The organism is Microbacterium sp. NPDC089698 (assembly GCF_044749045.1).
In the GTDB taxonomy this organism is placed as follows: domain Bacteria; phylum Actinomycetota; class Actinomycetes; order Actinomycetales; family Microbacteriaceae; genus Microbacterium.
Map to the genome: position 1 here is coordinate 323,756 of NZ_JBIVHE010000004.1, position 25,530 is coordinate 349,285.

At 71.3% G+C, this 25,530-nt stretch carries 23 protein-coding genes; 4 read left to right on the plus strand and 19 right to left on the minus strand.

The features are described 5' to 3' along the window. Window positions 1-64: 64 nt before the first annotated feature. Complete coding sequence (radA, locus tag ACIPY5_RS13515) at window positions 65-1,432, plus strand: DNA repair protein RadA (RefSeq protein ID WP_309341386.1); 1,368 nt, start codon at window positions 65-67, stop codon at window positions 1,430-1,432. A gap of 30 nt (window positions 1,433-1,462) precedes the next feature. On the opposite strand, the gene ACIPY5_RS13520 is transcribed toward radA, so the two are convergent. From ACIPY5_RS13520 to ACIPY5_RS13570, 11 genes are all read right to left on the minus strand, one after another. Next, a complete protein-coding gene (locus ACIPY5_RS13520) occupies window positions 1,463-1,873 on the minus strand; it encodes a dehydrogenase (RefSeq protein WP_400971533.1) in 411 nt (136 codons plus the stop codon). Between the two features lie 214 nt (window positions 1,874-2,087). Next, window positions 2,088-2,771, minus strand: coding sequence for a hypothetical protein (locus tag ACIPY5_RS13525; RefSeq protein ID WP_309341384.1), 684 nt, complete (start codon window positions 2,769-2,771; stop codon window positions 2,088-2,090). A 9-nt stretch (window positions 2,772-2,780) separates the two neighbouring features. Then, window positions 2,781-3,284 carry an amino-acid N-acetyltransferase gene (locus tag ACIPY5_RS13530; RefSeq protein WP_309341383.1) on the minus strand — a complete coding sequence of 168 codons (504 nt, stop codon included), beginning with the start codon at window positions 3,282-3,284 and terminating at the stop codon, window positions 2,781-2,783. 104 nt (window positions 3,285-3,388) lie between these two features. Beyond that, window positions 3,389-3,778: a Rieske (2Fe-2S) protein gene (locus tag ACIPY5_RS13535; RefSeq protein WP_400971536.1), complete on the minus strand. Its 390-nt coding sequence runs from the start codon at window positions 3,776-3,778 to the stop codon at window positions 3,389-3,391. Continuing rightward, complete coding sequence (locus ACIPY5_RS13540; RefSeq protein ID WP_400971538.1) at window positions 3,775-4,092, minus strand: hypothetical protein; 318 nt, start codon at window positions 4,090-4,092, stop codon at window positions 3,775-3,777. Before ACIPY5_RS13540 ends, ACIPY5_RS13535 begins: the two co-directional genes overlap by 4 nt. 1 nt (window position 4,093) lies before the next feature. Continuing rightward, window positions 4,094-5,359, minus strand: a complete 1,266-nt coding sequence (locus tag ACIPY5_RS13545; RefSeq protein ID WP_309341380.1) for an amidohydrolase family protein — start codon at window positions 5,357-5,359, stop codon at window positions 4,094-4,096. A 26-nt stretch (window positions 5,360-5,385) separates the two neighbouring features. Continuing rightward, a complete protein-coding gene (locus ACIPY5_RS13550) occupies window positions 5,386-6,558 on the minus strand; it encodes an ABC transporter ATP-binding protein (RefSeq protein WP_400971539.1) in 1,173 nt (390 codons plus the stop codon). Window positions 6,559-6,603: 45 nt separating this feature from the next. Continuing rightward, complete coding sequence (locus tag ACIPY5_RS13555) at window positions 6,604-7,722, minus strand: ABC transporter substrate-binding protein (RefSeq protein WP_400971541.1); 1,119 nt, start codon at window positions 7,720-7,722, stop codon at window positions 6,604-6,606. 20 nt (window positions 7,723-7,742) lie between these two features. After that, window positions 7,743-9,518, minus strand: coding sequence for an iron ABC transporter permease (locus ACIPY5_RS13560; protein WP_309341377.1), 1,776 nt, complete (start codon window positions 9,516-9,518; stop codon window positions 7,743-7,745). Window positions 9,519-9,755: 237 nt separating this feature from the next. Further along, window positions 9,756-10,805 (minus strand): aminotransferase class I/II-fold pyridoxal phosphate-dependent enzyme, encoded by a 1,050-nt coding sequence (locus tag ACIPY5_RS13565; RefSeq protein WP_309341376.1) that lies wholly within the window; start codon window positions 10,803-10,805, stop codon window positions 9,756-9,758. A 103-nt stretch (window positions 10,806-10,908) separates the two neighbouring features. After that, window positions 10,909-11,589 carry an FCD domain-containing protein gene (locus tag ACIPY5_RS13570; protein WP_309341375.1) on the minus strand — a complete coding sequence of 227 codons (681 nt, stop codon included), beginning with the start codon at window positions 11,587-11,589 and terminating at the stop codon, window positions 10,909-10,911. 158 nt (window positions 11,590-11,747) lie between these two features. Between ACIPY5_RS13570 and ACIPY5_RS13575 the strand changes: the two genes are divergently transcribed. After that, the gene (locus ACIPY5_RS13575) at window positions 11,748-12,950 is read left to right on the plus strand and encodes a M20 family metallopeptidase (RefSeq protein ID WP_400971543.1); all 1,203 of its coding nucleotides are present in this window, start codon (window positions 11,748-11,750) and stop codon (window positions 12,948-12,950) included. Window positions 12,951-13,051: 101 nt separating this feature from the next. Here the strand turns inward: ACIPY5_RS13575 and ACIPY5_RS13580 are convergent, their stop codons facing one another. After that, a complete protein-coding gene (locus tag ACIPY5_RS13580; RefSeq protein WP_400971545.1) occupies window positions 13,052-14,662 on the minus strand; it encodes a thiamine pyrophosphate-binding protein in 1,611 nt (536 codons plus the stop codon). A gap of 146 nt (window positions 14,663-14,808) precedes the next feature. On the opposite strand from ACIPY5_RS13580, the gene ACIPY5_RS13585 reads away from it, so the two are divergent. Both ACIPY5_RS13585 and ACIPY5_RS13590 read left to right on the plus strand, forming a co-directional pair. Further along, window positions 14,809-15,969 (plus strand): PucR family transcriptional regulator, encoded by a 1,161-nt coding sequence (locus ACIPY5_RS13585; protein WP_400971547.1) that lies wholly within the window; start codon window positions 14,809-14,811, stop codon window positions 15,967-15,969. A 96-nt stretch (window positions 15,970-16,065) separates the two neighbouring features. Then, the gene (locus ACIPY5_RS13590; protein ID WP_400971549.1) at window positions 16,066-17,448 is read left to right on the plus strand and encodes an aldehyde dehydrogenase family protein; all 1,383 of its coding nucleotides are present in this window, start codon (window positions 16,066-16,068) and stop codon (window positions 17,446-17,448) included. 144 nt (window positions 17,449-17,592) lie between these two features. Here the strand turns inward: ACIPY5_RS13590 and ACIPY5_RS13595 are convergent, their stop codons facing one another. The 7 genes from ACIPY5_RS13595 to ACIPY5_RS13625 form a co-directional block, all read right to left on the minus strand. Beyond that, the gene (locus ACIPY5_RS13595; RefSeq protein WP_400971551.1) at window positions 17,593-19,236 is read right to left on the minus strand and encodes an FAD-dependent monooxygenase; all 1,644 of its coding nucleotides are present in this window, start codon (window positions 19,234-19,236) and stop codon (window positions 17,593-17,595) included. Next, window positions 19,233-19,895: a 4-carboxy-4-hydroxy-2-oxoadipate aldolase/oxaloacetate decarboxylase gene (locus ACIPY5_RS13600; protein WP_400971553.1), complete on the minus strand. Its 663-nt coding sequence runs from the start codon at window positions 19,893-19,895 to the stop codon at window positions 19,233-19,235. Before ACIPY5_RS13600 ends, ACIPY5_RS13595 begins: the two co-directional genes overlap by 4 nt. Next, on the minus strand, window positions 19,892-20,545 hold the full coding sequence (locus tag ACIPY5_RS13605) for an RraA family protein (protein WP_400971555.1): 654 nt from the start codon (window positions 20,543-20,545) through the stop codon (window positions 19,892-19,894). The genes ACIPY5_RS13600 and ACIPY5_RS13605 overlap by 4 nt, the downstream gene beginning before the upstream one ends. Beyond that, window positions 20,542-21,213: an RraA family protein gene (locus ACIPY5_RS13610; RefSeq protein ID WP_400971557.1), complete on the minus strand. Its 672-nt coding sequence runs from the start codon at window positions 21,211-21,213 to the stop codon at window positions 20,542-20,544. Before ACIPY5_RS13610 ends, ACIPY5_RS13605 begins: the two co-directional genes overlap by 4 nt. Continuing rightward, complete coding sequence (locus tag ACIPY5_RS13615; protein WP_400971559.1) at window positions 21,210-22,247, minus strand: hypothetical protein; 1,038 nt, start codon at window positions 22,245-22,247, stop codon at window positions 21,210-21,212. The genes ACIPY5_RS13610 and ACIPY5_RS13615 overlap by 4 nt, the downstream gene beginning before the upstream one ends. 34 nt (window positions 22,248-22,281) lie before the next feature. Beyond that, window positions 22,282-23,283: an amidohydrolase family protein gene (locus ACIPY5_RS13620; protein ID WP_400971561.1), complete on the minus strand. Its 1,002-nt coding sequence runs from the start codon at window positions 23,281-23,283 to the stop codon at window positions 22,282-22,284. Between the two features lie 209 nt (window positions 23,284-23,492). After that, complete coding sequence (locus tag ACIPY5_RS13625; RefSeq protein ID WP_400971563.1) at window positions 23,493-25,373, minus strand: FAD-dependent monooxygenase; 1,881 nt, start codon at window positions 25,371-25,373, stop codon at window positions 23,493-23,495. Window positions 25,374-25,530 lie beyond the last annotated feature (157 nt).

A 25,530-nucleotide genomic window follows, 5' to 3' on the forward strand; every position in this document is an offset into this window, starting at 1 on the left:
ACTCCCGCCGCCCGTCGTCCGCGTAACGGGACGGAGCGTCGGCGGCCCCGGCTAGCCTTGCTGCATGGCCTCCCGGAAACCCTCCGCCCCCGCGTACGTCTGCACCGAGTGCGGGTGGACGACCGCGAAATGGGTGGGCCGGTGCGGCGAGTGCCAGCAGTGGGGCACGGTGACCGAGCAGGCCGCGCAGACCGGCATCGTGCGCCGGGTCGAGGCGACGGCCCCGGCGTCCGGCCGGCAGGCGCGCCCGATCACGTCGCTCACCTCGCAGGAGTCGCCACGGCGCTCGAGCGGCGTCGCCGAGTTCGACCGCGTGCTCGGCGGCGGCATCGTGCCGGGAGCGGCGATCCTGCTGAGCGGCGAGCCGGGCGTCGGCAAGTCCACGCTGCTGCTCGAGGTGGCGGCCGCGGCGGCCCGGTCCGGCCGGCGGGTGCTGTACGCGAGTGGCGAGGAGTCCACGGCGCAGGTGCGGCTGCGCGCGGAGCGCACGGGAGCGCTGCACGACGAGCTGTACCTCGCGGCCGAGACCGACCTCGGCACGATCCTCGGCCACATCGACGAGGTCTCCCCGGAGCTCGTGATCGTCGACTCCGTGCAGACCGTCGCCTCCGCGCTGTCGGATGGCGCCGCCGGCCAGCCGGCTCAGGTGCGCGAGGTCGCGTCGGCGCTCATCCGGGTGGCGAAGGAACGGGATCTCCCGATCGTGATCGTCGGGCACGTCACGAAGGACGGATCGGTCGCCGGTCCCCGCGTGCTCGAGCACCTCGTCGACGTCGTCTGCCACTTCGAGGGCGACCGCCAGACGTCCCTGCGCTTCGTCCGGGCGCTCAAGAACCGGTTCGGGCCGACCGACGAGGTCGGCTGCTTCGAGATGACCGGATCCGGGATCGCGGAGGTGCCGGATCCGTCGAGCCTGTTCCTGTCGCGCGGGCGTCCGGAGCCGGGCACGTGCGTCGCGATCGCGCTCGAGGGCCGGCGCGCGATGCCGGTCGAGGTGCAGGCGCTCACGATCCCCACCCAGGCACCCAACCCGCGCCGCGTCGTGAACGGCCTCGATTCCTCACGCGTGGCGATGGTGCTCGCCGTGCTCGAGCGCCGCGCCGGCATCAAGACCAGCGACAAGGACGTCTACGTCTCGACGGTGGGCGGCGTGCGCTTCGTCGAGCCGGCGGCGGATCTGGCGATCGCGATCGCGGTGGCCGGATCCCTCAGGGACGACGCCGTGCCGCGAACGCTCGCCGCCGTGGGCGAGCTGAGCCTCGCCGGCGAGGTGCGCCCGGTCACCCAGGCGTCCCAGCGCCGCTCCGAGGCGGCTCGGCTCGGCTATGCGCACGTGATCGACGACCGCTCCGCGACCCTGCGCGGAGCCCTCGGCGACGTCAAGGCGCATCGGGCGCCGCGCCGCCTCGACGACGAGGTGCCCGCGTTCTGATGCCGGGGGCGTGCGCGTTCCGGCGCCAGGTCAGGCCTCGAGCGCGCGCAGCAGTTCCTCGGGAGACGCCTGCATCGGGTGCGGGCCGGCGATGTCGAGGAACACGGTCGTGATCACCTCGCGGTGGGTCGTCAGGAACGAGCGGAGCCACAGCGGCGAGTAGATCCCGACGCCGGGCGGGAGGTTCGCCGGCTTGTGCTTCGCATCGCTGAAGAGCAGCAGCGCGACGTCGCCGGTCGCCGGATCCCGATACGTCCACACCTCGCCGCCGTCCCGCGGGTCGTCCCTCGCACCGGGTCGGATCAGCGGCACGACCGTGTTGCCGTTGCGCAGGGCGAGCGCCACCGCGGCCATGTCCTGCTTCTCGAGCGCCTGCGCGAGCGCCTCGGAGCGGAAGTCCGCCGCGGCCGGTGCCTTCTTCTTCGACTTCTTCACGGCCATCGTTCCAGCATAGGAGAGGACCTCTTCGCTCATCGCTTGGGGACAGACGATCGAAGAGGCCCTCAAAGTCCTCGACGACGGACGACGATGCGCTGGGGACGCTTGAGATTGTCGAAGCCACTGGGGATGGCAACCGTCAAGATCTCGAAGACTTGCTTCCTATGGTATCCCAAAGGTTGCACCCAGGCGACATATTCCCACGATCCGTCCAGGATCAATTCAGCAGGAACTGCACCGGATTCGTGCTCTGGAACCCGCCGATCGACACGGTCAGCCGGTAGGCCGCCCCGCCTCCCGGGGCGCGCTGCCGGTCCGCCGCATCGCAGGTGTCGACGCTCGAGCGCGTGCGATCCCAGACGACCGGGGTCGCGCTGGTGATCGTCGCGCCGGCCTTGATGGTCTGGACCGCGTCGCTCGGGGTCTGCTGGCAGTCCGTGGATCGCCACCAGGTGTCGTTCCCGCTCGTGATCGTGAACGCCTGCGTCGTGGTGCCGACGTTCATCGTGCAGTCCTTGCTGCTGCTGTTGGTCAGCGAGATCGAGAGCTTCGGGTTCTCGTCGGCCGAGTAGCTGTCGTGATCGGCGACGGCCGTGACCTGCACCTCCGCCGCGGTGCAGGGCACCGGCCCGGCGCCCGCGGTGCTCGTCGGGCCCGGCGTGGTCGCGGGGTCGGGGCTCGCGTCGGCGCTCGGATCCGGAGTGGCGGGCGGCGCCGATGCGGTCGGCGAGGGCGAGCGCGTCGACGAGGTCGTGGGAGCGGGCTTCGGATCCGCGCCGGGTGCTCCGCGCCCGACGAGCGCCCATACGAGCACGATCAGCAGCGCGAGCAGCACGATGATGATGCCGAGGACCACGATCCGCCGGCGACGATAGACGGCGGCGGACTGGCGAGGGCTCATGCTTCCAGGTTAGACAAGGTGCTTGAGCATCCGCGTGTTGCCGAGCGTGTTCGGCTTCACGTGCGCGAGATCGAGGAACTCGGCCACGCCTTCGTCGCCGCTGCGCAGCAGCTGGGTGTAGACGTCGGGGTCGACGACCTGCTCGCCGATCGGCGCGAATCCGCGACGCTCGAAGAACGGCACCTCGAAGGTCAGGCAGAACAGGCGGCTGAGGCCGAGATCGACCGCGTGCGCCTCGAGGCGCTCCACGATGGCCCGCCCGACGCCGTGGTGCTTCCATCCCTCCTCGACGAGCAGGGTGCGCACCTCGCCGAGGTCCTCCCACATGACGTGCAGCGCGCCGCAGCCGATGAGGCGACCGTCGGCCTCCGCCACCACGAACTCCTGCACCGCGCCGTAGAGCACCGCGATGTCCTTGCCGAGCAGGATCCTTCGCTCCACGAGCGGCTCCAGGAGTGCGTAGATGCCCTGGACGTCGGCGGCCCGCGCGGGCCGGACGAGATAGTCGCTCATCCCTCCAGCCTACGACCGCCGCCCTGTGCGGCCGCAGACGACGCGGCCCCGCCGCCCTGCTCTCGGGGAGCGGGCGGCGGGGCCGGAGGGGTCCGCCGGTCTCGTCAGACCGTGACGATGACGTCGTCGGCGTCGACGCGGACCGGGATCGGGCGCAGCCCGACGCGGTGGTCCGCAGGGTGCTTGCCGGTGAGGATGTCGAACTCGAAGCCGTGCCAGGGGCACACGATGTTGCGGTCGGTGGGATGGAATCCGGGTCCGCCGCTCTTGAGCCCGTCCTCGCCCCGCACGAGCTGGACGGTGCGTGGCATGATCTTGCCTTGACAGACCGGGCCGCCCTGGTGCGGGCAGACGTTGTACCAGGCGCGCACCTCGCCGGCGTGGAAGTAGACGCCGAGCTCGGTCCCGTCGACGTCGACGACGATCCGCTCGCGCTCCTGCAGATCGGCAAGGCTCGCGACGACGACGTCCCGGCGGACGACCTGCGCGCTCATTCGGCTCTCCGGTACCAGATCGCCATGTCGAAGAGGTTCACGTCCGCGGCGTCCAGGAGCGCCGTCACGAGGACGACGGTCTCGGTCGCGTTGAGCGCGTCCTCGCGGATCGGCCAGGAGATCTTGCCGACGCGATCGGTCTTCGCCGAGAAGAGGCGGGCGGCGGCGTAGAGCACATCGGCGATCTGCTCGTCGGAGACGTCGGCGCCGCGCTCGCTGTCGCGCACGTGCTGCACGAGCTCGCCGAGGCGGGTGATGACCGCCGAGAGCTCGGCGATCTCGGGGGCGGTGGTGGTGGTGTCGGTGTCAGTCATGTCAGGAGATCCCGGGTCGCTCCAGGAGCACGCGCTCCGCGGAGGGCTTCTGTCGGTCGGTGGGGAGGTTGAACACGCGTGCGGCGTTCAGCCCGAGGATGTTGCGCTTGGCCTGCTCGGAGAGGAAGGGCAGGCGGGTGATCGTGGACGGCGCGTCCCAGTCCCAGTGCGGCCAGTCGGACGAGTAGAGCAGCTGCGTCTCGGCGTTGAAGGACTTCATGGTGGCCTCGAGCAGCTCCATGTTGGTCCGCTCCATGGGTTGCGTCGTGTACCACATCTCCTTCATGTACTCGCTCGGCAGGCGCTTGAGACCGGGGGCCTCGCTCGGCCGCATGAGCACCTCGTGGTCGAGACGCTGCATGAGGAAGGGGATCCACGCCAGGCCGCTCTCGACCCACACCATCTTGAGCTTCGGGAAGCGCTCCGGCATCGCGTTGATGATCCAGTTCGTCACGTGGATCTGGTTGTAGTGCGTGAACGAGAGCGCATGCATGGAGAGGAAGCGGTTCAGCTGGGCGAACGACGGGTCCCCCCAGTGGTAGCCGGAGTGGAACGCGAGCGGCTTGCCGCTGTCCTCGATGAGCTTGTAGAGGCGCGTGTAGACGTCGGAGTGCACCGGGTTGTTGCGCGTCGAGCACACCGTGTAGCCGATGATCCCCGGATCGTCGGCGTATTGCTCGACCAGCTCCTCGCACACCTCCGGGGTGTTGTAGGGCAGGTAGAGCATGCCCTTGAGGCGCGGGTTCGGCGGCAGGATCACCTCGGTGAGCCAGCGGTTGAAGGCGCGGCCCAGCACGACCTCGACCTCGTCCTGCGGGTGCATGCCGAGCAGCAGCATCGCGCTCGGGAACACCACCTGGTAGTCGAGGCCCATCGCGTCCATGCCGCGCCGCGCGGCGGTGACGAACGGGTGCCCCTCGGTGCCGTCGGTGGGCTCCTTGCGGCCCTGGTGGCCGATGCGGCCGCCGACGCTCTGCTGCGACATGCCGGGCTGGATGTTCAGGAGCGCGTTGTTGCCGGCGAAGCCCGCGTACTGGCTCATGCCCAGGTCGCGCCACACATCGTTGTCGATGAGGCTCAGCACCTCGCCCCAGAAGTGGTCCTCCGAGACGTGCGCATCGATGTCGACGATGAAGTAGTCGTCGTAGTCGTCGCGCGCCTGCTTGGTCGCGTGGGCGAGCACGTCCCGCGTATCCGAGCGGCCGCCGATCTCGGCGAGCTCACGAATACGCGGCGCATCGGAGCGGGGGGTGGGCAGGTCACTCATGGGCATTCCTCTCGGGCGTCGGTCGCTCAGTGCGCGGCGACGATCGCATCGGTCATCGTGGTCAGGTAGTCGTCCTCGGCGGGCGCCGCCGCCGAGCGGTGCGGGATCACGACCGCGCGGGCGGGGTTGATCGCGAAGCCGTAGGCGTCGCCGGGGCGCGGCACCGCGTCCGCGGCCATCTCGCCCGTCTCCACCCGCACGCGCAGCGGCAGCCCGTCGGTGCGGACGAGGAGGTTGACGGCGCTGCCGAGGTAGGTGCTGCGCTCGACGGCCGCGCGGAACCGTCCGGCGCCGGGTGCGAGATCGTCGACCGGCATGATCCGGGCGTGCGCGGCGCGGAAGGCCACATCGGCCCGCTCCCCCGCCGCGGCCTCGCCGGTCACGACGCCCGAGACCACGAGCGAGGTGCCGTCGACCTCGACGTCGGCGATCCCGTCGCGGACGGCGCGGATCGTGCCGGGAAGGATGTTCTGGAAGCCCATGAAGTCGGCGACGTACGCCGAGTTGGGGCGGTCGTACAGTTCGCTGGGCGAGCCGTCCTGCACGATCGCGCCCTCGCTCATGACGATGATCCGGTCGGAGAGCGTGATCGCCTCCTCCTGGTCGTGCGTGACGTAGACGGAGGTCGTCTCGAACTGGTTGTGCAGCGCGCGCACCTGCTGGCCCATCTGGTAGCGCAGCTTGGAGTCGAGGTTGGAGAGCGGCTCGTCGTAGAAGATGATGCCCGGCCGGGCGGCCAGCGCGCGGGCGAGAGCCACCCGCTGCTGCTGGCCGCCCGACAGGGCGGTGACCGGACGCTTCTCGAAGTCCGCGAGTCCCACCGCGGAGAGCATGTCGGCGACACGGGTGCGGCGCTCGGCCGCCCCCACCTTCGCGACCTTGAGCGGGTAGGCGACGTTCTCCGCCACGCTCATGTGCGGCCAGAGCGCGTAGCTCTGGAACACCATGCCCACCTGCCGCTTGTCGGCCGGCACGAACGTGCGCCGGTCGGTGTCGACGACGATGCGATCGCCCATGCTGATGCGTCCGCCCGTGGGGCGCTCGAGACCGGCCAGGCACCGCAGCGTCGTCGTCTTGCCGCAGCCCGAGGGGCCGAGCAGGGTGACGAACTCGCCGGATCCGATCGTCAGATCCAATCCGTGCAGAGCGGTCTTGCCGCCGTAGCGCTTGGTCAGTCCGGATACCTGGACCTCAGTCATGCCGATCAGTGCTCTCTCGCTGGGGGACGTCGGATTTCGAAGCGGCTACTTCTTGAACTGCGCGTTGATGAAGTCGAAGTAGGGCTGGTTGAAGTTCGGGTCGGGGTTGGAGAACGGCAGGCGCCCGAGCTTGCTCAGAGCCGGGGCGCCCTGCGGGCCGGGGGCGTCCGGCGTCCAGCCGTAGGACTTGTTCTTCTCGGCGAGCGCCTTCTGCCCCTCGGGCGAGTACAGCCAGTTGATGTAGAGCTGTGCGGCGTCCGCGTGCGGGGCCTTGTTCACGATGCACATGCCGGTGCGGGACATGAAGTTGCCGCCGTCGTCGAGCGGGAAGACGGCGGCGACCGGGCCGCCCTTCGCCTTCACGTCCTCGTAGAAGCCCTGGTAGACGGCGATGCCGATCGGGAACCGGCCGCTCGCCACGTCGGCGGGCACGTTGGGCTCGGACTGCGCGAACTGCACGTCCTGCTGGGCGAGCGCCTCGACGTAGGGCTTGCCCCACTTGTCGGCGCTCTCCGGCACCATGAGCGAGGTGAGGATGTAGCGGATGCCGCCGGGGACCGTCGGGTCGCCGACCGTGATCTTGCCCTTCCACTTCGGGTCGAGCAGGTCCTTCCAGTTCTTCGGGGCCTCGTTCTCCTTCACCATGTCGGTGTTGTAGACGAACACGAAGTAGCGCATCGCATAGTAGGTGAGGCGGCCGTCGAAGTTGGTCGGGATCTCGAAGCCGTCCGGAGCGGTCTTCACGTCGGCCTTGGTGCACAGGTCCGGCTTCGCGGCGACCTGCGGAGACTCGCCGCCGTCGTAGATGTCGGCGATGCGGTTGCCGCTCTGCGCCTCGGTCTCGATCTTCGTGATGCTCTGGGCGTCGGGCTGGTCCTGCTGGACGACCTTGATCCCGGGGAAGCGGTCGGTGAAGGCCTTGAACAGCGCCTTCTGCGACGAGACGCTGGGGCCGTAGACGACGATGTCGGTCTTGCCTGCCGAGACCGCCTTGTCGTAGAGGTCGTTCATGTGCGCGTTGCCGGCGGCGCCCGTGCCGGGGACCTCGATCGGGGCGTCGGGCTTGGCGGCGGCGGTGCCGGACGAGCAGGCGGTCAGTGCTGCGAGCGCTCCGACGGCCAGAGTGGCCGTCGCGAGGCGGAGGGTGGTGCGGGAGAACGTCATCATTCTTCCTCTCGGGTGTGTCAGGGGGTGATCCGGGTGAGGGGGACTGAGGGGGCGCGGCCGGAGCGGCCGGCGCGGGCGCGGAGGACCGCGGCGAGCTTCATGGATCCGGCGGCGAGCGCGAGCACGCCCATGGCCGCGACGAGGATGATCATGAACAGCGCGGCGCCCTGCGACATGTTGCCCTGCAGGAACTGCTGGAACGCGGTCAGCGAGACCGGCTGCAGTCCGGGAGGGGCGAGCAGCATCGGCACGGACAGGTTGCCGGCGATGAAGAGCGCCGAGAGGAACCAGCCCGACAGGAAGCTGGGCACGACGAGCCGGAGCACGATCGTGAGCAGCACGCGCCAGGATCCGGCGCCGGACGTGCGCCCCGCCTCCTCGAGCTCGGGCGAGAGCTGGGCGAGCGCGCCCTCCGCGATCCGGCTCGAGACGGGGATCGTGGCGACGATGAGCACGAGCGTCATGAGGAACGCCGTCCCGTAGAGGCCGCGGAACGCCGGCACGTACAGCACCGCGAACATGTACGCGAGCGCCAGGACGATGCCGGGCAGCGCCCACGGGATCCACACCGAGAACGACGTGTACGAGCGGATGAAACCGGTGCGGCGCGCGGTGACGTAGGTCGTGAGCAGGGCGACGGCGATCGAGCCGAAGCCGCCGATCACCGCGAGCCAGGCCGTGAGCCCCAGGCTCGAGCTGAACTCGGGATCCGTGAGCATCTGCACGTAGTTGTCGAAGGTGAGCCCGGTGCTCATGACGCCGAAGATCGGCTGCAGGCTGCCGAGGATCATCGCGAACAGCGGCAGGATCAGGTTCAGCAGCAGGAACAGGACGATGAGGGCCGAGAGCACCCAGCGCACGGGCCCGAGCTCCTGCGGCTCGCGACGCGAGGTCTTGCCGGTGAGGGTCGTGAAACTGCGGCCGCGGAGGATCCAGCGCTGCGCGAGGAAGAGCAGCAGCACGAGCACGATGAGCACGAGCGAGAGCGCGAAGGCCTTCGTGTACTCGGCGGGAGCCTGATCGCGCACGTAGTGGAAGATCTGCGTCGAGAACACGAAGATGTTGGCCTGGCGCCCGATCAGCTGCGGGCTGTCGAAGGACTGGAACACGAGCACGGCGATGAGGATCGCGGCGCCGGTGATCGCAGGTCCGACCGAGGGGATCGTGATCGTGAAGAAGGTCCGCACCGCTCCGGCTCCGCTGATCGCCGCGGCCTCGTCGAGCGACTGGTCCCGGTTCTTGAAGGCGCCGAGCATGAGCAGGTACGCGAAGGGCATGTAGCCGAGCGACATGAGCAGGAACAGGCCGCCCCAGCTCTGGATGTTCATGAGCGGTCCGTGCATGCCGAGCATGCGGCCGAACTGGTTGAGCAGGCCGTTCTGCGGGTTGCCCAGCATGATCCAGCCGAGCGTGTGGAACAGCGGCGGCACGAACAGGTTCACCGCCATGAGCGGCGTCAGCAGGCGACGGCCGGGGACGTTGGTGTTCGCCGCGATCCAGGCGAAGAGCCCGCCGCCGGCGACCGAGATCGTGCCGCACACGACCACGAGCAGCAGCGAGTTGCCCATGGTCTTCCACGTCTCGGGATCCTGGAACGCCGCGAGGAGGCCGCCGATCGTGAAGGGCAGGTCGTCCGACGGCAGCCCGTCGCGGAACGCGCCGATGGCGATCATCGAGACCGGGTAGACGAACACGAGCGTCAGGGCGGCGAGGAACACCGTCCAGCCGAACCCGCCGGTCATCGAGCGCCGGATCGATGCTCGCCGGTCGCGTTCGAAGTCGCTTGCCGTCACTGCCCTCTTCTTCCGTGTGCGAGAGCGGATCCGAGACCACCGGTCACCCGGGATCAGACCGCTCCGTCTGTCGTGTTGTCAGCGTAGGAAGCCGCTGCGCGGGCCTCATCGGGCCCGGCTCCGAAGTCCTTCCCGGGCGATCCGACACGGTGTCGGAACCCGGGCCGCCGGGGGCGCGATCGTGTTCGTCGGCGATCCCCGGCGCGCGATCGCGACGCGCCGGAGAACGATCAGGGGTCAGAGAAGGGCGGCGAGGACGGCGTCGTTCTCCGCGGGGAGACCGACCGTGACACGCGCGCCGCCGGCGTTCGGGAACGGCCGGGCGAGGACGCCCTGCTCCGCGAAGCGCGCCATGAGCGCGCCGGCGTCGCCGGGGAGGAACAGGAAGTTGGACTGGCTCGGGAGCACCGCCACCCCCGCCTCGTCGAGCGCGCGCACGATGCGCGCGCGCTCCGCGACGATCGTCGCGACCCTCTCGTCGGCGATCGCGATGCCCTCGGGGCTGAACGCCGCGATGAGCGCGGCCTCGGCGATCCCGTTCAGCGCGAACCCGACGGAGGTGCGCCGCAGCGCCTCCGCGATCCGCGCGGTGGCCGCGGCGTAGCCGGCTCTGATGCCGGCCAGCCCGTGCGACTTCGAGAGCGTGCGCAGGATCACGAGGTTCTCGAACTCGTCCAGGAGCGGCAGCGTGGCCTCGACCGGTTCGTCGGTCACGAACTCGCGGTAGGCCTCGTCGAGCACGACGATCACGTTCTCCGGCACGCGCCCGAGGAACTCCCGCAGCCCCTCGACCGGGATCAGGCCGCCGGTCGGGTTGTTCGGGTTGCAGAGGTACACGATGCGCGTCTCGGGACGGATCGCCGCGGCCATCGCCTCCAGGTCCATCGCGCCGTCGTCGGCGAGACCGACCGCGGTCGCGTCGGCCCCGGCCAGGGCGAGTGCCGCCTTGTAGGCCTCGAAGGACGGCGCGGGGTAGACGCCGTGCACGCCCGGTTCGCAGACGAGCCGGGCGAGCCCGTGCAGGAGGGATCCGGAGCCGTTGTCCACGGCGACCCGGTCGGGGTCGACGCCGAGCGTCCCGGCGATCGCGGCACGGGCCGCGGCACGGTGATAGTCCGGGTAGCGGTGCGACGTCTCGACCGCCGCGGACATGGCCGCGACGATCGGCGCCGACGGCGTCCAGGGCATCTCGTTCTGCGAGAGCCGGATGGGCGGCGGGGTCGCCCCGGCGGGACGGTTCGGGGTCTGCAGCATCTCGTCGACGACGCCTCGGAACTCGAGCGGCATGCGTCCTCCTCGGGCGGGAAGTTAATTCTTAATAATGAATATGAACATTATTGAAGACGCGTCCTCCTGTCAACCCGCCGGAGCCTTCGGATCCTTCGGATCCTCAGGAGAGCAGGGTCGCGACCGAGGAATGCCGGTGGCGCTCCGCCGCGGAGCGCGCGAGGGCGTGATCGCGTCGGCCGACGGCCTCGGCGAAGTCCAGATGGGTGCGCAGCCGCTCTGGCGTGCTGGGCGCGGTGGCGCCCTCGAGCTGCTCGGCGATGATGTAGTCGACGAGGTTCGTGTAGAGGCTGCGCAGCAGCTCGTTCGGCGTGATCTCGGCGATCCGCGCGTGCAGCGCCCAGATCGCCGACGGCCCCGCATCGGTGCCCCACACCGCCTGGAGCCGCTCGGCCAGCGCCGCGATCTCGGCGACGTCGTCGTCGCTCGCGTGCTCGATCGCATCGTGCAGCACGAGGCCATCCAGCGCGTCGAGCACGCGGAGACAGTCGCTCGCGGTCGCCTTGCCCTCGCGCAGCTGCAGCAGCTGGTCGCTGAGCTGCATGAACGGCGAGCGCGACGCGACGAAGATCCCGCCGCCGGGACCGGGCTTCGCGTCCACGACGCCGCGCGAGCGCAGCAGCTGGATCGCCTCGCCGAGGGTCGCGGGCGCCACCCCGAATCGGGTGGCGAGCTCCTGCCGCCGCCCGATGAAGTGCCCCGCCTTCCAGCCGCCGGAGACGATCTCGTCCTCGAGCGACTTCGCCACCTGCACGGCGACGGCGGCGTTGGTGATCTGCGTCATGACTTTCCCCCGGTGATCCCTGCGGTGACCCCGAGACGGCCACGCGTGAGTACAGAGTATGAGGTGACCGGTCTCGGCGCAGCATCTATTGGATATATTCATCATATCCAATCGGCATCGGCGGCCACGGATCGTCGATCTGGGACGAAGGAGCCCCCATGACGGATCCTGCGGCGCTCCGCGCGGATGCGGAAGCGCTCCTGCCCGGCCTCGTCGCCCTGCGACGCGCGCTGCACGCGCATCCCGAGGCGGGCTTCCGCCTCCCCCGGACGCAGCGCGCGGTGCAGGACGCCCTCGGCGAGCTCGACCTCGAGATGGCCTCGGGCCCCGAGGACTTCTCCTCGATCACGGCCGTGGTGCGCGGCGCGCACCCCGGCCCCGCCGTGCTGCTGCGCGCCGACATGGATGCCCTCCGGGTGCAGGAGCGCACCGGACTCCCCTACGCCTCTCGCCGCGAAGGGGTCATGCACGCCTGCGGGCACGACCTGCACACCGCGGGACTCGTCGGTGCCGCCCGGCTGCTGGCCGCGCGACGGGAGCGGATGGCCGGCGCGGTCGTGCTCATGTTCGAGCCCGGCGAGGAGGCCGGAGGCGGAGCCCTGAGGATGATCCGCGAGGGCGTGCTCGATGCCGCGGGAACGCGCGTCGAGGCCGCGTACGGCGTGCACGTCCTCCCGGGACCGCCGGGCGTGTTCTCGACCCGCGGCGGGACGATCATGGCGGGCGCCTGCGCGCTCGAGGTCGTGGTCGAGGGCCGCGGCGGGCACGGGTCGCGTCCGCAGCAGGCGATCGATCCCGTGCCGGCCGTCGCGCAGATCGTCCTCGCCCTGCACGCGTTCGCGACCCGGCGCTTCCCGACCTCGGATCCGATCGTCCTGTCCGTCACGAAGCTCGCCGGCAGCGAGATCATCAACGCCATCCCCGACACCGCCTCGCTCGGGGCGACGATCCGCATCCTCTCCGAGCGCAGCCGGGACGTGCTGGAGGCGGAGCTACCGGCTCTCGCGCAGGGCATCGCGGCGGCGCACGGCTGCCGCGCCACGGTCTCGTTCCGTACCGTCTACCCCGTCACCGTCAACGATGAGACGTGCGCCGAGCGGGCGCTCGCGACGATCGGCGGACTGCTCGGCGAGGGCCGCGCGCTGCGCGCGACGGAACCCTCGATGGCCTCCGAGGACTTCTCCGCCGTCCTCGCCGAGGTGCCGGGGGCATTCCTCTTCCTCGGCGCGACACCCGCGGGGATCGACCCCGACGAGGCGGAGATGAACCACTCCCCCCGCGCGCTGTTCGAGGACGGCGTCCTGGCGGATCAGGCGGCCGCCCTCGCCGCACTCGCCCTCGCGCATGTCGGCGCCCGATGAGCCCCACCGGATCACCGTGGGGCGTCGCCGGAGGCGGGATCCGGAGCCGCGGCGGAGGGGCGGGATCGCTCCGCCGCCGATCGCCGCGGCCCCGGCGCGGATCAGTGCTTCTCGTGGATGAGCGACCAGGGCGAGGGGAACACGTCCACCCGCACGCGGACGATGGCCGGACGACGGGCCGCGATCGCGGCCTCGATCGCGGTGCGGACGCCGTCGGCGTCCTCGACGTCCACGAAGTCGATGCCGAACGCCTGCGCGAGCACCGCGAAGTCGGGGTTCACGAGATCCGAGCCGATGAACCGGCCGCCGTAGGTGTCGCGCTGAATGCGCCAGACGTTGCCGAACCGGCCGTCCTCGAACAGCACGGTCACCAGGGGGATCCCGTAGCGCTTGGCGGTCGCGAACTCCTGCAGGGACCAGCCGATCCCGCCGTCGCCGGTCACCGCCACGACCGGACGCCCGCCCGCCCCCACGGCCGCGCCGAGCGCCGTGGGCATCGCATAGCCGAGCGTGCCCTGATAGCCGGGCCACACGTACGAGTGCGGCGCCTGCACGGGGAAGCCGTAGGTCGAGACATAGCCGATCTGGGTGAGCTCGTTGACGTACACGCCGTCCTCGGGGAGGGCGGCGCGGATCGCGTCCACGAAGGCCATCTGCGGCGCGACCCGCTCGCGGATCCGCTCCTCGCACGCGGCGCGGATCCGGCGCAGCTCGTCGCCCCACCCCTCGCGCGCCGGCGCTTCGGCGACGAGCGCCTCGAGCACCGCGGTCGCATCGGCCTGGATCGCGAGGTCGGGACGCCGGGGCGCGCCGAGATCCGCGGCCTCGACGTTCACGAGCGCGATCCTCGCGTCCCCGACGTTCAGCTGCTGGCCGAACGGGGTGAGGAAGCGACTGCCGAACGAGATCACGAGATCGGCCGTCGCACGCAGCTCCCAGAGCGCGAACGCGGGCAGGGCGTGCGGATCGCGCGCGTCGATCGCACCGCGGCCGTTCTCGCTCATGACGACCGGCGCGTCCAGCTTCTCGGCGAGCGCGGCGATGAGGGCGAAGGCGCGCTTCCCGCGCACGCCCCCGCCGACGTGCAGGACCGGGCGCTCGCTCTCCGCCAGCAGGTGCAGGAGCGCCGCCACGTCCTGGGCCGGCGCGACCGGCGCCTCCGCCGTGAACGGGTCGCCGACCTCCACATCGATCTCGGCGTGCAGCAGGTCGGGTCCGAGCTCGAGCGCCACCGGGCGGGGACGGCCGGTGCGCATCTGGCGGAAGCCCTCGTGCACGAGCTCCGGGATCTCCTCGGCCCGGGTGGGACGCATCGACCACTTGGTGAGCCCCTCGACGGTCTCCGTCTGCCGCGGGATCTCGTGCAGGGCGCCGAGGCCGCCGCCGACGAGCCGGGACGGGATCGTGCCGGCCAGGAGCATCACCTGCGAGGAGCAGGCGTACGCGGTCGCCATGCCGGCGCCCGCGTTGAGCACCCCGGGGCCCGGCACGACCATCGCGACGCCGGGCTTGCCGGACGCCCGGTGATAGCCGTCCGCCATGTAGGTCGTGCTCTGCTCGTGCCGCGGGACCAGCAGGTCGATCTCGTCCTGCTTGCGGTACATCCCGTCGGTGAGCCCGTCGAGCTGGACGCCGGGGATCCCGAAGACCGTCTCGACGCCCTCGCTGAGCAGGGCCAGGGTGAGCGCGTCGCCGCCTGTCATCTTTGCCATCGCATCGCCTCTCAAGAAATGAATATAATGAATATAGATCTATTTCTCGATTCTCTGCAACGCGGCCGTCCCTCCGCCGCTTCCGCGGAGTCTCGCGAGGGCTCCCGTCGGACCGCGGGGAGCAGCAGCAGACAGGGAGGCGGGCGATGACGCTCGAAGCGCAGGTGCAGGCCTATGCGGACCGGCTCGGCCGGCCCATCATCGTGTTCGACGCCGAGTTCGCCGTGATCGCGTTCAGCGTGCACGACGGCGATGTCGACCATGCGCGGCTGGCGATCATCCTGGCCCACCGCGGATCGTCCCGCGCGCGGGAGTCGATCAAGGAGTTCCGCGTCGGTCAGGCCGACGGTCCGGTGCTGATCCCGGCGATCGAGGGCGGACAGACCCGCCTCGTCGCACCGGTCCGGCACGACGGTCACGTCGTCGGCTACGTCTCGTCGACGATCCCCGAAGGGCACGAGCCCGCGGCCGATGATGAGGTGCTGCGCACCGGGCGCGAGCAGCTCGGCGTAGTGCTCGCCGCGATGGCGCTCGGCAGCAGGCAGGACGAGGACAGGGCCCTTCGGCTGCTCTCCGCGCTGTTCGGCGGCGGTGCCGACCAGCGCGCGCGAGCCGCGGACGAACTGCTCACGAGCGGCCTGCTCTCCCCCGCCCCGCACTACACCGCGATCTCGCTCGCCGTCGCCCCCGGTGCGGCCGCGAGCGCCGCGACCCTGCGCCTGCTGCTGGACAGGGCCGTCGCGAGCATCCCGGTGTTCCCCACCCTCAAGGCCGTCGGCGCCGTGATCGACGGGGAGGCCGTGATCGCCGTCCCCTACGAGATCGATGCCGACCGGCTCACCGCCCTGCTCGCCCAGCCGGCGTTCTCCGCCCTGCGCGCCGGGATCGGCGGGGCCCACGCCCCGCTCGCCTCGGCGGTCCGCTCCCTCAGGGAGGCGCGGATCGCCCAGCGGGCGGCCGTCGTCGACGGCGAGCGGGGCAGCGTCGCGCACTGGGCCGAGCTGGGCCTCGACCGCGTGCTGCTGCAGCTGCCGCTCGCCGAGCTGGCACTCACCGACCTCCCCGAAGCCGTGCAGCGCCTGCTCGACGCGCAGTCCGGGCCCGACCTCGCGCACACGCTCGAGGCCTATCTGGACTGCGGATGCGATGCGCAGCGCACGGCCCAGGAGCTCCACGTGCACCGGAGCACGCTCTACTACCGGCTCGATCGCATCCGCGCGATCGCCGACGTGGACCTCGCGGACGGGGGCGTGCGCCGCGAGCTGCACACGGCGCTGCGCGTCGCGACGCTCGCCGGCCTGCGCTGAGGCGCAGACGCCGATCCACCAAATGACTATATTGATTAGAGATGATTGCGGGCCTCCTCCGGTCGCCCCGATCCCGCCGCACGCAAGGGAGCTGCCATGAACGCATTGCTGACCTCGGTCTCCAACCCCGGAGGACGCCCGATCCTCGACGCCGCGACCCGCGCGGAGGTCGGTCGGGCGCCGATCCGGACGGTGGCGGATCTGGACCGCGCGATCGAGGCCGCGCGCGGCGCCCAGCCCGGCTGGGCCGCCCTCGGGCACGCCGAGCGCTCCCGCCTGCTGCATCTCGTCGCCGACGACCTCGACGCGCACGCCGAGGAGCTCGGCGAGATCGTCACCGCCGAGCAGGGCAAGATCGACGGCGCCGGAGAGGTGCACGGCGCCGCGCACTGGCTGCGCTCCGCCGCCGACACCGCCCTGGAGCCGCAGGTGCTCCGCGAGGAGGGCTCCTCCCGCACCGAGCTGCACTACGTCCCGCTCGGCGTCGTCGCCTCCATCGGCCCCTGGAACTTCCCCGTCATGATCTCGGTCTGGCACATCGCGCCGGCACTGCGCATGGGCAACACCGTCGTCATGAAGCCCTCGGAGAACACCCCGCTGAGCGTGCTCGCCCTCGCCGAGATCTTCCGTCGCCACCTGCCTTCCGACGTCGTCACCGCCGTCTCCGGGGACCGCGAGGTCGGCGCGGCGCTCGCCGCCCACCCGGACATCGCCAAGATCGTCTTCACCGGATCCACGCCCACCGGGCGCCGCATCGTGGAGAGCTCGTCGCACAACCTCGCCCGCCTCACGCTCGAGCTCGGCGGCAACGACGCCGGGATCGTGCTGCCGGGAACGGACGTCGCCGCGGTCGCCGACCGGCTGTTCTGGGGCGCCTTCATGAACACCGGCCAGGTGTGCGCCGCGCTCAAGCGCCTCTACGTGCACGATTCGGTCTACGACGACGTGGTCGCGGCCCTCGCCGAGCGTGCGGCTGCCGCGCCGATGGGCTCGGGGCACGACAAGGGCAACCGGCTCGGGCCCGTGCAGAACCCGGCGCAGTTCGACATCGTCGCGCGCCTCGTCGACGATGCCCGTGACCGCGGCGGCAGGATCGTCACGGGCGGCGAACCGGCCGCCGAGCTCGGCCCGCTCTTCTACCGCGCGACGATCGTCGCGGACGTGGAGGACGGGGCCGCGATCGTCGACGAGGAGCAGTTCGGTCCGGTGCTGCCCGTCGTGCGCTACACCGACGTCGACGACGCCGTGCGCCGCGCGAACGGCACCGAACAGGGTCTCGGCGCCTCGGTCTGGGGCCCCGACGCCGATGAGGCCGCCGCCGTGGCGCAGCGCCTCGAGGCCGGCACGGTGTGGATCAACCAGCACGGCGGCGTGGATCCGTCGATCCCCTTCGGCGGCACCAAGGCCTCCGGCTACGGCCTGGAGTTCGGTGTCGAGGGACTCAAGGCGATGGCGGCGACGAAGGTCATCCGTCGCTGAGCGACGGCGCCTGCCGGGGGGACCGCGTTTCGTCCCGGTCGCCTGCGGCGTCCGCGCTCAACGGCCCCGGGAGGAGTCCCGGGGTCGTTGAGCGAGTCCCGGCGCAACCGGAGCGGGACGAAACGCGGCGACCTCCAGGCGGCCTCAGACGGCCCCGCGGAGCAGCTCCCAGAGCGCGGCGGCCTCCGGCGCGGTCGGTGCCGCACCCCGCCAGACCACGGTCTGGTCCTGCCGCACGAGCGTGATCGGGTGCTCGTACTCCGCCGGCAGCCGAGCGACCTCGACCGCGGAGAACGGGATCCCGCGGAGCTCCGCGGCCGCGGCGAGGACGTCGACCTGCGCGCCGCGGGCGCAGACCGCGGTGTATCCCGGGGAGAGCAGATCGTAGAGCGAGGCCCCGTCCTCGAGCCGGAGATGCGGGGCGCGGCAGCCCGGCACGGTCGAGGGCGAGTAGGTGCCCATCGTGTAGCCGGGGGCCGTCCCGCCGTCGTAGCGGATGATCGGCGAGGCGTCGTAGCTGTAGCCGTAGTTGAGGCCCGCCGCCGCGAACTGCGGCTCGTTGAGATCGTGCACGGCGACGCCGAAGGCGCGTCGTGCGTCGTCCCCCTCCGCGCCCTCCTCTTCGAGAGCGGCGGGCAGCCCGGGCTTCGCGAGCTTCTGCTGGTGACTCATCGCGAAGTGCGAGACCTGCTCGGTGATCGGACGCCGCTCGGCCTGGTAGGCCTCCAGGATCCGCTCCTCCGCCCAGCCGGCGATCCGCGCGCCCAGCAGCCAGGTGAGGTTCAGGACGTCCGCGATGCCCGCGTTCATGCCGAAGCCCGCGAACGGGACCCAGAGGTGGCACGCGTCCCCCGCGATGAAGACCCGGCCGTCGCGGAAGCGGTCGGCCAGCAGCCGCCGTGCGACCCAGTCCTCCTTCGAGACGACCTCGTACGAGAAGTCCTCCTCGACGCCCAGGATCGCCCTGATCGCGGCATCGCGGTCGACGGATCCGGGATCCTCCGCCTCCTCGGGCGAGAGGTAGGTGTGCACGAGGAACGTCCCGGTGCCGTCGATCGCGTAGACGTGCCCGACCCGCCGCGGGTTGAACGTGTAATAGCCCCATGCCCGCGGCTCCTCGGCCGACATGAGGCCGTAGAGATGCGGGGCGCGGATGCAGGTGGACTGCACGTGCTGCAGCACGGGGTCGCCGCTGAGCGTCGCGCCGATCTGCTTGCGGACGGCGGATCGCCCGCCGTCCGCGCCGATGAGGTAGCGGGCGCGCAGGGTGCGCTCGTTCTCCCCGTCGAGGTCGCTGATCGTCGCGGTGACGCCGTCCTCGTCCTGTGCGAAAGAGTGGAACCGGGTGCGGTTGAGGAGCGTCACCCCGGGCGCCGCGGCAGCGCGCCGGGCGAGGATCGGCTCGAGGAAGGTCTGGTTGATCCGGTGCGGCGGTTCGGGTGTCGCCCAGGTCGTGTCGGGGCCGACCGTCGCGGTGTACCGCTCCCCGCTCGCCGGGATCGGGATGCGGGACAGCTCGATGCCCGTGAGGGAGGTGCGGAAGGCCACGTCCTGCGGGTAGTCGGCAGGCAGCCCCGCGGCGCGCACCTCGGCGGCGATCCCCAGCCGGCGCAGGCTCTCCATCGTGCGGGACGCCACGTGGTTGCATTTCACGTTCGGCGGTTCCAGGAAGTCGCGCGTCTCCACCACGATCGCGGAGACGCCGCGGGACGAGAGGTCGAGGGCGGCGAGCAGGCCCACCGGCCCCGCTCCGATGATGAGGACGTCGGCGTCCGGCATGCCGGTCATCGTGCTCCGTTCGTGTCGGCCGCGCGGCGGATCGGATCCCCCAGGCGGCGGAAGTCGTAGAGGTCGAGGGTGAGCTCCCCCGCGCGCAGGCGCGTCATGTAGGCGTCCTCCTTGGCGGCGCGGGCGCGAGCCGCGTCCAGGATCCGGTCGACGTCGCCGGAGGGCAGGATCGCGACGCCGTCACGATCCGCGACCACGAGGTCGCCCGCGTTCACGACCCTCCCGCGCAGCGTGACAGGACTCCCGATCGTGCCGGGCCACTGCTTGATCGTGCCGCGGATCGAGATCGAGGTGCTGAACGCCGCGAAGCCGAGCTCCCGCAGCTGCACGGTGTCGCGCACGCCGCCGTCGATCACGAGCCCTGCGATGCCGCGCGCCTGCGCCGCGACCGCCATGACCTCGCCCCAGTAGCCGAAGGGCGCCCCTCCGGCATCGACCACGAGCACGTCGCCGGGGCCCGCCGCTTCCAGGCCGTGGTGGAGGGCGAGGTTGTCTCCGGCCTGCGCCGACACCGGCAGCGCGCGACCGACGATCTCCGCACCATCCCAGGCGGGACGGAACGCGGCGTCCAGGAAGCAGTCCAGCCCGGACGCCTCGTACAGCGTCGCGCTCCCGAGCCGCAGCAGTTCGGCGGCGTCGGGCTCGTGCACCGCGCTCACGCCTCGGCCCGCTGCAGGTCGTGATAGCCGTAGCGCGCACGGGCCTCGGCGATCGAGGCCCCGCCGAGCGCCGCGGCGAGGATCGACTCCTCGCGGGCGTGGATCGTCTCCGCGACCTCGAGCACCTCGGCCTCGCAGTCCTGCGGGATCGCGACGACCCCGTCGGAGTCGCCGAGGAGGATGTCGCCCGGACGGACCGTGACGCCGCCGATCGTGACCGGCCCCTGCTCCTCCGCGACCTCGACCCGGTCCTTGCCGGTGCGCATGAAGCGCCCCCGGCTGTATACCGGATAGCCGATCGAGAGGGCACGCTGCGTGTCCCGGCAGACGCCGTCGATCACGGTCCCGGAGATCCCGCGGTGGTGCGCGACGGCCGTGAGGATGTCGCCCCACACGGTGCAGTCCACGCGCCCGTCGTTGTCGAGAACGACGACCTGGCCCGGTTCCACCTGATCGATGAAGTCACCGACCGTGCCGGCCGGCACCTGGGCGCTGACATAGCGGACGGTGAAGGCGCGGCCGACCATATGCTGGCCGTCGGCGAGGGGCGCGAGCCCGAGCAGGCTCCCTGGGCGGCGCAGCTTGTCGAGCGCGTCCGAGACGGTCGCGGTGCCGAGCACCCGGAAGCGCTCGATGAGGGGGTCCGTCATGGGGTTCGCTCCTCTGCGGTGACGGTCGGGAACTGGGAGTCGTGCATGACCTCGCTCACGTCGCGGCCCGCGCGGACGGCCTCCGCCATGCGCTCCTCGCGGTCGGCGATCCGCCGGGCGAGCGCGACGACGCGCTCCGCCCGGTCCGCCGGGAGGAAGACGACGCCGTTGACGTCGGCGATCACGTAGTCGAAGGAGGCGACCGAGACGCCGGAGACCTGGATCCGCTCGTCTGCGGCCTGCTGGACGATCCGGCCGCGCGCGCTCACCGGCACGGCGGCGCGCGCGTAGAGGGGGAGGCCGAGCGCGGCGCTCTCCTGCACGTCACGGCAGGCGCCGTCGACGATCACGCCGGCGACGCCGCGGAGCACCGCGGCCTCGGCGAGCAGCCCGCCCCAGCACGACACGTCGGTGCGGCCGTGGTTGTCGATCACCACGACGTCGTCGGGCTCCGCGACGGCGACGAGCGGCGTCGCGATGTGCGTCGCGGGGCCGCTCGTGGCCTTGGGACCCGCGGTGACCGTGCGCACCCGGCCGGCCGTCACCGTGGCGGACGGCCAGCGCTGTGCGAGCACGGTCACCGCACCGGGCAGCCCGAGCGCGTCCAGCGCGTCCGACACCGCGCAGCTGTCGAGCCCGCGCAGCGCCGCGACGATCGGATCGGTCATCGGGCGTTCCGCTCCCCGGCGTTCGGCTCCCAGGTGAGGAAGCCCATCGCGTTGCCCGTGCCCGCCTCCGTGCGGTAGCACGGCTCGTAGTCCACGTTCGTGACGCTCAGGCCGACCTCGTCGGCGATGCCGGCGACCGCGATCCAGTTTCGCAGCTCGGAGGCGCCCGACATCATCTCGCCCGCGGGGACCGAGGAGAGGTAGTCGGCGTCGTGGTCCTTCATCGCCTGGATGAACTCGGAGTCCAGCTTCTCGTCGATCACGAAGTGGCTGAGGCCGCCCGAGGCGACGACGCCGACCCGCAGATCCCCGGGGAAGGACTGGATCGCCCGGCCGACGGCGCGCCCGAAGTCGTAGCAGCGCTTGGCGCTCGGCGGGTTCGGCTCCCAGAACGTGTTGATGAAGATCGGCACCATCGGGATCGTCGAGTCCTGGCCGAGGAAGCGCTGATAGATGAAGCCGAAGCCGTGCGGGATCGTGTGGTTCTCGTAGCGTCCGGCCGGGATGATCTCGGTGGCGCCGGTGTCGAAGTCGTCCGCCTGGGTGGACTGGATGATGTGCTTGCCGAGCGCGCGGTGCGTGGGCCGCATGACCGTGCGATCCGGCACATCCCCCATCGCGGCCTCGGCGAGGCCGGGCGCCATCTCGTCCAGCTGCGCCTGCGTGTACGGCACGTGGGCGACCTCGTCGCCCCAGAACACCGAGAACGGCGCGAGCCACTCGTCGCCGTAGGTCTCCTTGTGGTCGCTCGAGATGATCACGAGGACGTCCACGTCCTGGTCCGCGATGAAGCGGGAGAGGGAGTCCATCGACGCCTGGCAGCTGTCCCAGCGGCGCTGCATGACGTCGTGCGTGATCTCGGCGGAGAAGTCCTCGCGGAGGGCCTTGAGCTCGTCGAACGAGTACGTGCCTCCACGGAACTTCAGGCCCTTGCTGCGGCGGTCGGCGACCCCGCGCGTCTCCCAGGCCTCGGGCGGCGCGGCCTTGAGCTGCGGGCCGTGCGAGGTGCCGAATCCGGCGACGATCTCGGTCATGGTGGATCCTTTCTCGGAGTGCGGGACGCGGCCGTCAGAGACGGAAGAGGGCGCGCGCGTTGTTCTCGAGCACGTCGGCGCGGCGGTCGTCGTCGAGCCACTCGATGTCGTCGATGAGCAGGTGGATGTCGTCGAACCAGCGTCCGGTCGCGGGATCGATCTGAGATCCGGTGCCCGGCTTCTCGGATCCGAAGAGCACCCGGTCGGTGCCGACGGCCTTGAGCAGCAGTTCCAGGCTCTCCTGCGTGTAGAGGCAGGAGTCGAAGTGGAAATTGCGCAGCTTGTCGAGGTAGGAGACGCCGGTGCGCACGACCGAGGGCAGGAAGCGGCCCATCTGATACGGGATCGCGCCGCCGCCGTGCGCGACGACCACCTTCAGATCCGGGAAGTCGGCGAAGACGTTCGCCTGGATCATGCTCCAGACCGAGACCGTCTCCTCCTGGATGAAGTGCAGGCTGTACGGCTCGCGGGAGGGGAACTTGCACCCCGCGGAGTGCAGCAGCATCGGCACGTCGAGCTCGCAGAGCGCCTCGTACAGGGGGTACCAGTAGCGCTCGCCCATCGCCGGCGGCACCTCGGTGCCCTCATAGGGGTCGGAGTTGACCATCGCCCCCACGAAGCCGAGCTCCGTCACGGCGCGGCGCAGCTCGGGCAGCCACTGCTCGACGCTCAGGTACGGGCTCTGCGGGATCCCGGCGACGCCCTGGAAGCGGCCGGGGAAGAGCTCCGTCGCCCGGTGGATGAGAGTGTTGGTCTCGGCCGTGAACCACTCGACGATCTTGGTCGGGCGCTCCGAGTGCATCGCGTGGAACGGTCGCGGCGAGAGCAGCTGCAGATCGATGCCCGCGCCGTCGATGTGGTCGAGGTGCGAGATGTTCCCGAAGCTCGGATGCGGCGCGTTGTACGACGCGATGAGGGCGTCATCGCTGATGACCGGAGGCTTGCCGCCGTGCGAACCCCGCGCGGCGAGCAGCGAGGCCTTCCACGCGTAGTACGCGTCCGGGGCGGACATGTGGCCGTGGACATCGATGATCACGGGGGCTCCTTCTGAGTCTTCTGCGGTCCGGAGGGCCGGGGGCTTCGTCGCTGTCTCGACGCTATGAGAGCCCGGATCCCGGCGGATCGGCGGGCTGCGGGAATCTCCCCCGGGCGGATCCGACACGGTGTCCGAATCGGCTCCGCCTGCGACGCCGCCGTTCGGGCGCCGCCGTTCGGGCGCCGCCGTTCGGGCGCCGCGGCCCCGGCTCACTGCACGAGCACGCTCGCCGCGGCGCGGATGCGCTTCAGGAACGGCTCGGCCGGATCCTCGGCGGGGGCGTGCCCGCCGCGGAGGATGACCGCGAGCGCGTCGTCGAGCACCATCGAGGGGTCGGCGGGCATCTCGGCCGTGCGCCAGGCGACCTTGCGGTCGGGGCGCACGAGCAGCGCGCCGTCGTCGCCGATCTCGCGCGCGGCGCGCCAGGCCTCGTCGGCGTCGTCGATCCCGACGACCGTGACCGGCAGGGCGCCGCCGATGAGGTCGATCGCCTCCTGCCAGCGCGGGGCGGCGGACGTGGACGTGAGCAGCGTCAGCCCCACCCGCGCGACGAGGTCGTGCGAGGACGGCGCGGTGCCGTCCTGGGCCCTGCGGCTCTGCAGCCAGACGTGCGGCAGATGGTGCCCGGGACGCGAGGTCGCCTGGAAGTCGGTCGGATCCGAGGGGTCTCCCGGCACCGGGGTCCCGTCGGGGACCAGCGCGCCCGCCGCGTAGTGGAACCCGGCCTCGACGCCCAGCTGGCTGTAGTCGTGCGCATTGTGCGCGACCTCGGCCGCGACGCGGGCGCGCATCGCCTCCCCTTCCGGGGTGTCGCTCACGAACACCTCGAGGTTGCGGAATCCCTCGACCTCGTCCTCACCGAAACCCAGTGCCACGGCGATCGGAGGGTGCCGGTTCGCGTTCTCGAGCGAGTGCGCCGTGTACCAGGCCACGATCGGCCGGCGCTCGGCCTGATAACTGTCCAGCAGGGCGTCCGGCGCCTGGCCGTCGAGCACCGCGGCCAGCTTCCAGCAGAGGTTCTGCGCGTCCTGGATGCCGCTGTTCAGCCCGAGTCCGCCGGTCGGCGGATGCTTGTGCGCGGCGTCGCCCGCGAGGAAGACGTGCCCCGCGCGGAACGCCTTGGCGACGAGCCCGTTGTAGGTCCAGCGGGTCATCGAGTGCATCGTGATCGCGTGGTCCTCGCCGAGGCCGAGCATGCGGCGGATCGAGTCGAACAGCGCGGCCTCGTCGTCCGGATCCCCCTCGACCATCCAGCCGGCGACCGAGACGAGCCACTCCTCGGAATCGCGGTCGTAGTGGGTCGGGCCGAGGGCCTGGATCGTGCCGCGCCGGCGCGCCCCGCCGGCGGGGTGGAGGAAATGGCCGAGCAGCGCGTCCGGCTCCGACCAGGCGGAGAGGTCGAGGCTGACGTGGTAGTTCACGACCTCGCGCATGTCGCGGGGGCCTTCGAGCTCGACGCCCAGCAGGGCCGCGCTGTCGCGGCCGCCGTCGGCCGCGATCACGTAGCGCGCACGCACCTCCCGCACCTCGCCCGAGAGCACGTCGCGGATCTCGACGGTCGCGGATTCCGCGTCCTGTCGGATGCCGACGACCTCCTGCTTCGCGCGGATCCGGCCCGGCGCCGCGGCGACCGCGTGCCGGTGGATGAGGGGGTCGAGCCGCAGCTGCGGCATGTTCGCGAAGGCGCGGGGGCTCGAGGCGCGGTACCGCTCCGCATCGGGTCCACCGCCCCAGGCCGGGACCTCGCCGATCTTGAGCCCGTCGAAACGGCCGGGCCCCGTCGCGGTCGTGTACCAGACCGCCTTGCGCCAGCGGTCGTGGGTCGGCGTCGCCGCGTAGATGTCCTCCGCGACGCCCATGTCGTGGAACGCCTCCATGGTGCGCGGATTGAGCAGATGCGCCCGGGGGAAGCGGAACACGAAGTCGCGGCGCTCCAGGAGCAGCACGTCGATCCCGCGCTGGGCGAGCAGGATCGCGCAGCTCATGCCGACCGGCCCGCCGCCCATGATGACGACCTCGACGGCCTCGGGCCACTCGTCCTCGCCGAGGGGCGGCAGGGCGGCGCGGGGGCTCTTCACGGATGCGGTCACGGATTCCTCCTCGAATGCGGGAATCCCAGGCTAGGGAGGCGCCGGAACGCGACGATACGTGCCGAGAGCGCGAAAGTCGGCCGCCGTTTCCGACACGATGTCGCATCCCGTCACGGTGCGCGAAGACGACGAAGGAGGACGTGCCGTCCCCCTCGGA